At 41.6% G+C, this 5,971-nt stretch carries 7 protein-coding genes; 3 read left to right on the top strand and 4 right to left on the bottom strand.

All coding sequences use genetic code 11. The annotated features are described in order from the left end of the window. Positions 1 to 190 precede the first annotated feature (190 nt). The 3 genes from K8S13_RS09120 to K8S13_RS09110 are packed head-to-tail and all read left to right on the top strand — an operon-like array spanning position 191 to position 1,657. Positions 191 to 577, top strand: coding sequence for a MerR family transcriptional regulator (locus K8S13_RS09120; protein WP_291462096.1), 387 nt, complete (start codon positions 191 to 193; stop codon positions 575 to 577). Positions 578 to 580: 3 nt separating this feature from the next. Next, entirely contained in the window at positions 581 to 946 is a 366-nt protein-coding gene (locus K8S13_RS09115; RefSeq protein WP_291462094.1) for a putative molybdenum carrier protein, read from the top strand. Beyond that, positions 947 to 1,657 (top strand): hypothetical protein, encoded by a 711-nt coding sequence (locus K8S13_RS09110; RefSeq protein WP_291462093.1) that lies wholly within the window; start codon positions 947 to 949, stop codon positions 1,655 to 1,657. Here the strand turns inward: K8S13_RS09110 and gcvT are convergent. The 4 genes from gcvT to K8S13_RS09090 form a co-directional block, all read right to left on the bottom strand. Continuing rightward, a complete protein-coding gene (gene gcvT / locus K8S13_RS09105) occupies positions 1,649 to 4,300 on the bottom strand; it encodes a glycine cleavage system aminomethyltransferase GcvT (RefSeq protein ID WP_291462092.1) in 2,652 nt (883 codons plus the stop codon). The genes K8S13_RS09110 and gcvT overlap by 9 nt on opposite strands. 67 nt (positions 4,301 to 4,367) lie before the next feature. Further along, a complete protein-coding gene (locus K8S13_RS09100; RefSeq protein WP_291462091.1) occupies positions 4,368 to 4,700 on the bottom strand; it encodes a type II toxin-antitoxin system HicB family antitoxin in 333 nt (110 codons plus the stop codon). Continuing rightward, the gene (locus K8S13_RS09095; protein WP_291462089.1) at positions 4,697 to 4,930 is read right to left on the bottom strand and encodes a type II toxin-antitoxin system HicA family toxin; all 234 of its coding nucleotides are present in this window, start codon (positions 4,928 to 4,930) and stop codon (positions 4,697 to 4,699) included. Before K8S13_RS09095 ends, K8S13_RS09100 begins: the two co-directional genes overlap by 4 nt. A 143-nt stretch (positions 4,931 to 5,073) precedes the next feature. Beyond that, the coding region (locus K8S13_RS09090) for an MFS transporter (RefSeq protein WP_291462088.1) at positions 5,074 to 5,971 on the bottom strand (898 nt) is incomplete at its 5' end.

Raw genomic sequence — 5,971 nt, 5'->3', positions numbered from 1 at the left:
GGTTAAGGTAATTGATGAATCAATCCTATTGTGTTCCTTGATTTTCTTCAAGTTTTTTTTAAAATAATTAGTGAATTTCAGTATAATATTTAATATAAATTAATAAACGATTTTTAGAAAAAATCAACACTTCATTTGCGGGACGATATTGTTGTCAAAATAAGATACTATCTATAAATAGGGAAATTACATGAAATCAATTGCTCAAATGGCCAAAAGCCTGGATATTTCGTCCAGTACGATTCGTGAATATTTAAGCCGATTTGAAGAATTCTTTCCTGATCCGGTTGAACATGAGGGCGTTAAGGAATATCCGCCCGAAGCTGAAGACCTGATAAAGAAAATTTATGGATATTATCAGACAAGCGGTATGACAAAAGAAGAGATCCGGGTGAAACTGGGTGGCCCCGGGCCGGTAGATCAATCTCCGTCAGCAGCTGTGGCAGCTATGGCACCCATGGATATGGCGCAGTTTGAACAATTGGGCGAAAGATTTGAGCGATTGATCACAACGATTGAGAATCTGACTTCGGCCATCACCGGGGCAAATGTGGAGACGTTTAAGGGTATAAGGTAACAGGTGGGCAGCCATACAAAATTAAATGAGATCAATGAACAACTAACGGATATTATTGAATTAACCAGGGGGGAAGGTGGGAACGATGAGAATATAGAAAAAAATGTATTGGATGCCGATGGTACTGTTATTTTTTCATTTGGCAAACTGACACCCGGCGCAGCCGATTCCATGAGCTTTGCAAAAGCCCATAAAAAACCCTGGCTTCACATAGACCTTGAAACAGAAAAAAATCCATCAGTCGTCCTTAGAAAATGGCTGCCCCAATTTGAGATACAGGTGCTGAATGTGGCAGGCAAAAGTGCCAGTAAAATACCGGGGCTGAAAAGATCAGTCGATGACATTATTTCTCTTGTATTGAATGAATAAATGATTTTTAAAATAAAAAAAAGCAGCCGTATTATTCTGGTATTAATTTTTTTAATTATTTTTCTCATGGTTTTGGGTGGGGGAATATTTTTATATTTTTTGAACAAGAAAAAGAGTGTACAGGATAATCTTCCGCCAATAATAAAGCAGATGATAGTGCTTAATGAAGACATTGAAAAAACGACGAGTGATATATACAATGCCTCGGGCAAGCTTGACAGTATCAGTATGGTCCAATCGAGAATCACCGATATAGAGTCAGCCATCAAGCTGATTGGCGATTTAAGACAATTGGTAGAAGAAAATCAAATAGCTATAGACAGACTTACCGAGTTTATTGAAGATCATACAAGTTTTGTCCATAGAAAGAATCTTTTATGGGTGTTTGCCATCAAAGAATTTTATACGAATCATCATGTGGTGCAACACCATAAAAGCCGTGTGAATTATCTTGCAGCCTTTGAAACACTTTTAAAGTATACGCACACGAATTTTCAGAATATCATGGAGCTTCAAAGCCGGCAGCACATGAGAAGTTATGATGTCTATTATATGCGATACAGGAGAGCTGCAGACAGTCACAATCGGTTTAATAAAAAACGGATTTCCTTTCAAACGGCCTTTGTAGAAGATCACCCCGAAGTTACCCCCTTTCTTCCGGGCGCGCACCACACAGGTCCTTTTAAATTCTGGGACAAGTTTTCATTTTAAAGAGTCCAGCAAAGATGCCGTCACATCATGAACATCAGTTTCTTTAAAACAAAATTGCATATCAACAAATTGATCTCTGAATTTTATAATTTCATCTTTTATAATGGATCTGTTTTGAATGAGATCCGCCATTAAAGTCGCAAGGGTTTGAAAATCCTTTTCTATCATACCAAACCGCGTCATCTCAGATACCCCCATTCGAAGGGCTCCGGATGCGGTGAAGCCTTCTTCAACCGGAGTTGCCTGGTAATTGACAATGATATTGTTTTCTTCAAGTTCTCTGGCTATTTTTGCTCCTTTTCCATACCCTACGTTCAGAATTACCTGGTGAGTCTCGGTAAAAGAGATATCAGGATCACCCGCCACATCCAGGCCCTGTTCCTTTAACGCAGCGGCAAACGCTTTGGCATTTGAAATGACGGCTTTCTGGTAATCTTCCTTAAAATGATTCATTTCATAGGCAGAAAACAAAAGACCTGTCATGGTACCTAAGTGATGGTTGCTGACGCTTCCGGGAAACGTCCTTCTTTGTACTGCTTCCCAGAGTCCATATTCCAGGTCTTGTTCATTAAAATCAGATGCAATAACCCCGCGCTGGGTGCCAAAATAAGTCTTATGGGTAGACCCTGTTACGATATGGGCACCTTCTTTTAACGGTTCCTGGAAATATTTACCATAAAGCCCCAGCACATGGGCCATGTCATACATCACCAGGCAGGAGGGGGCAAATTCATCCACAAACCTGCGGATCTCGGCCACCGGCTCTTTGTGGAGAATCATGCTTTTACCAAGAATGATAAGTTCGGGCTGGTGTTCTTTGATGATCGCTTCACAGGCGTGAATATCGATTTTATAAGGGTTGTCTTTCAATACCGGAAAATTAATGACGGCTGGTTTTTCTGTCTTGGGATCTCTTGCTACAAAATCACGAAGTGCTCCCATGGGTTGCGCACTTAAGTGCCCGCCCTTGATGATATGGTTGTTTATGATTTTACGCAGTCGCCTTTGTTCGCTTTTTCTGTCTGCCCGGTTGAGAAAATCCACAAGCGCACTGAAAAGAGCTGTATTGGCCATTTGACCGGAAATGACCCTTGATTCTATATTTTGACATCCAAAGAAAGTTTGAAATTCTTTATTTAAAAGATGTTCAATCTCCCGGATAAATTCAGTTCCCTGGTAGTAAAAAACATCTTCTCCAAAAAAGGCCTTTATCTCTTTGTGCTCGGCATACCGGTTGACCGGGTCGCTGACGGACAAGAGCCGTGATAAGTAAGATTGGCTCATTTCCGACGGGATCAGATTGATGCACTCTTTCTGGCGCCAGGTATGATTGTTTAAGGCCCTTGATACCAGTTGCCGGGCAAGTTCAGGATAGTTTCCGTCATCTTCTGTCTGTTTTACCAAGCTTAATTGATCATGGGGAATGGACCTGACAAAAGGCGGTGCTTCAGAACTCATGTGATAGGGGACAACAATACTGTCACATTGTTTTTTCCTGATTTGTATTTGCAGAGTTTCTCCTTCAAGAATATTGCTGTCAATCAATGCCAGGGCAACAGCCCTTTTTTTAGGATTTCCCTTAAATTCAGAATTCAGTCCGCTTCCTTCCGGTTCCCGGTATGGGATCATGGTTCCGGATGTAATATATCCCACATGTTTGTCTTTGGAAAATACTTTATACCCTCCTCTTGCAATTCCTTTCCCGGTAATGGCAAGGGGCATGACCATTCTTGGCAAATGAGAAATATCTTCAAACCTTTGATCTATAATATTTTTAAGCGCAAGATATTGTTGGTAAAGAGCATCTTTTCCAATAAAATCACCTTTAAGGGATGAAAAACTGACAGCAAATTTGGATAATTTGGATGCAAAGAGACCCATTTCATTGTTATCATGATCCATGCCCAGTTCTTGACCATATAAAGGCAGGCCTGCTTCAAGCCTCAAGGTGTCTCTGGCACCCAGTCCAATGGGAAGAGCCCCTTTTTCCAATAAAAGATCCCAGATGAAAACAGCATGTTCGTTCTCTATAAAAAGTTCAAATCCCAGGGGTTCACCTGTGTAACCGGTCCTGGCAAGACAGGTCTCAACACCGTTGATATCTACGATGCTCAAGCAATTTCGGGAAGGTTCAGGCAAAACCCCTCCCGTAACAATCTGTCCGATAATGGATTTGGAAAGGGGGCCCTGAAGGGAAATCATGGCCATTTCAAAAGTTCTGTCAACCATTTCAATATCGGAAAACAGCTTTAGATATTTTTCAAGGTGGGCCACATCTTTCTCTCTATTCGATGCATTAACCACAAGCAGATATTCGTCCTGCTTAAACCGGTATAAATAGGCATCGTCAATGGCGCCTCCGCTTTCATTCTGTATCAGTGTATACTGGCTTTCACCCAATCCTAATGCCATGGCATTGTTGGTCAAAACATGCTGCAGAAAAGGCAGTGTGTCTTTGCCTTTGAAATAGAGCCGTCCCATGTGTGAAACATCGAATATACCGGCTCTTTTCCGGGTTACCATATGTTCATTTATGATACCGGTGGGATATTGTATGGGCATTTCCCAGCCCCCAAATTCTACAATTGTTGCATCAAGATCCTGGTGTTTATTAAAAAATACGGTTTTTAGAAGTTCGCTCATGGGACGGTCTCCATTTAAATAATGGGTTCAGGTAAAAAATTATTTTATAATTGTGGTAGTATCAATATTAAATATGAGCAGCCCTGTCCAAAACCTCAGAAGCCCATTGATTGATGCTTTTTCCATGTACTTTGGCAACAGTGGCAACGGCGGCATGAACATCTGGTGAAACCCGTAACATCAGTTTGCCGGAATAAGGCTTTTGAGCGGGCCGACCAGTTTTTTCGCTGATTGCAATGTAGTTATCGACGGATTCATGAAACGCTCTTTCGAGCTCGTTAACCGTTGTGCCGTGAAAGCCGACAATATCCTTAATGCCAGCCAGATGACCGACAAAAATGTGGTCTTCCTCGTCATACTCAATGTGGGCAATGTAACCCTTGTACCTCATCATGTTCATGGTGTTATACCTGCCTTTTCCAGAAATTTAAGGGCGTCTTTCACGCGATACCGCAGCGCTTCTTTATCAGGATGCGGATGGTGGAAATCTACCCGCATATCATTCAAAATAAAACTAACAGCAGAACCTGCCCTTTCCGTGCGGTCTGCACTCAATGATAGAAACAACGCTTCGATTTTACGCCATTCAATATTTCCATTAACCGGATCGGTGAAGATTGCCTTGAGCATTTTTCTATGCTTTGTGTTCATGAAATAAATGATAGCATAACCAGCTATCATTGTAAATATAAAAGATAGCTGCCATTAATACCAAACGGCTGTGGTTGAGATGCTTGAAATTAGTTGAGAAGCCTTTTTTATACGATTGCTGCTCAGGACTTACTCTGATAAAAACCAAAAAGAAGACAGATCAGGGCGGCAGATGTGCAGAACCCTGATATCAGGCAGATGGGTATCAGACCGAAATTTGACCAGACAATACCGCCGAGGAAGGCTCCTGCAACCCGACCGATTCCGGCAATGGCAAAAAATGCGGACATGGTGGATGCCCTCAGTTTTGGAACCAGTTCTGTGGATAAGCTCATGGAGGAGACAATGGTAAATTCAAAGGTGAAGAAAACCAGGAAAAGTCCTGCCAGAACATAGCTTAGGCCAATATCCAGAATCGGTAAAAGAAAGTAAGCCCCGGTACACAGGGAGACCCCGATGATCACGGATTTTTTTAAGCCGATCCTGTCAGAGAACAAGACGGTACATCCTTCTCCTAAAATTTCAGAGACTCCGATGAAAACAGTTCCAAAACCAATGGCAGCCAGAGAAAGGCTATAGGATTGTTCCAGCCAGGCCCCATAAATCACAAAAAGGTTGTCATTGGCAAGAGACATAAAAAATACAAAGGATAAAATCCCCAGGACTTTTCTATCTTTAATAATGGTTTTCCAGTTTGATCTTATTGGTGTTTTGATTTTAGATACCTTGGAGTTTTGTTTATCTTTTGGCATAATTTTCAATATAATGAAAAAACAGACAAGAGAAAGTCCACTGATAATGAAAAAAGGGGTTTGCCAGGAAAATCGTTCAATAATGATACCGGCTGACGGGATGCCGACTAAAGTCGACCCTGCCCATGCAAGTTCAGTAATCCCAATGATCTGACCTCTTTTTTCAAAGGGAACGAAATTGGCGATAAAGGCCTGAAGGCTGGGATCAAATATGCTTTTGGCAAGCCCTGCAAGGAAAAGGCCGATCACAAGGACGGAATAAATCGGG

Source organism: Desulfobacula sp. (genome assembly GCF_021107415.1).
The sequence above is the reverse complement of the archived record's forward strand: the minus strand, read 5'-3'. Positions and strand labels throughout refer to the sequence as shown.

Coding starts and splice junctions, on each gene's coding strand:
- K8S13_RS09120 (WP_291462096.1), top strand. CDS start 191: ATGAAATCAATTGCTCAAATGGCCAAAAGCCTGGATATTTCGTCCAGT.
- K8S13_RS09110 (WP_291462093.1), top strand. CDS start 947: ATGATTTTTAAAATAAAAAAAAGCAGCCGTATTATTCTGGTATTAATT.
- K8S13_RS09100 (WP_291462091.1), bottom strand. CDS start 4,700: ATGAACATGATGAGGTACAAGGGTTACATTGCCCACATTGAGTATGAC.
- gcvT (WP_291462092.1), bottom strand. CDS start 4,300: ATGAGCGAACTTCTAAAAACCGTATTTTTTAATAAACACCAGGATCTT.
- K8S13_RS09095 (WP_291462089.1), bottom strand. CDS start 4,930: ATGCTCAAGGCAATCTTCACCGATCCGGTTAATGGAAATATTGAATGG.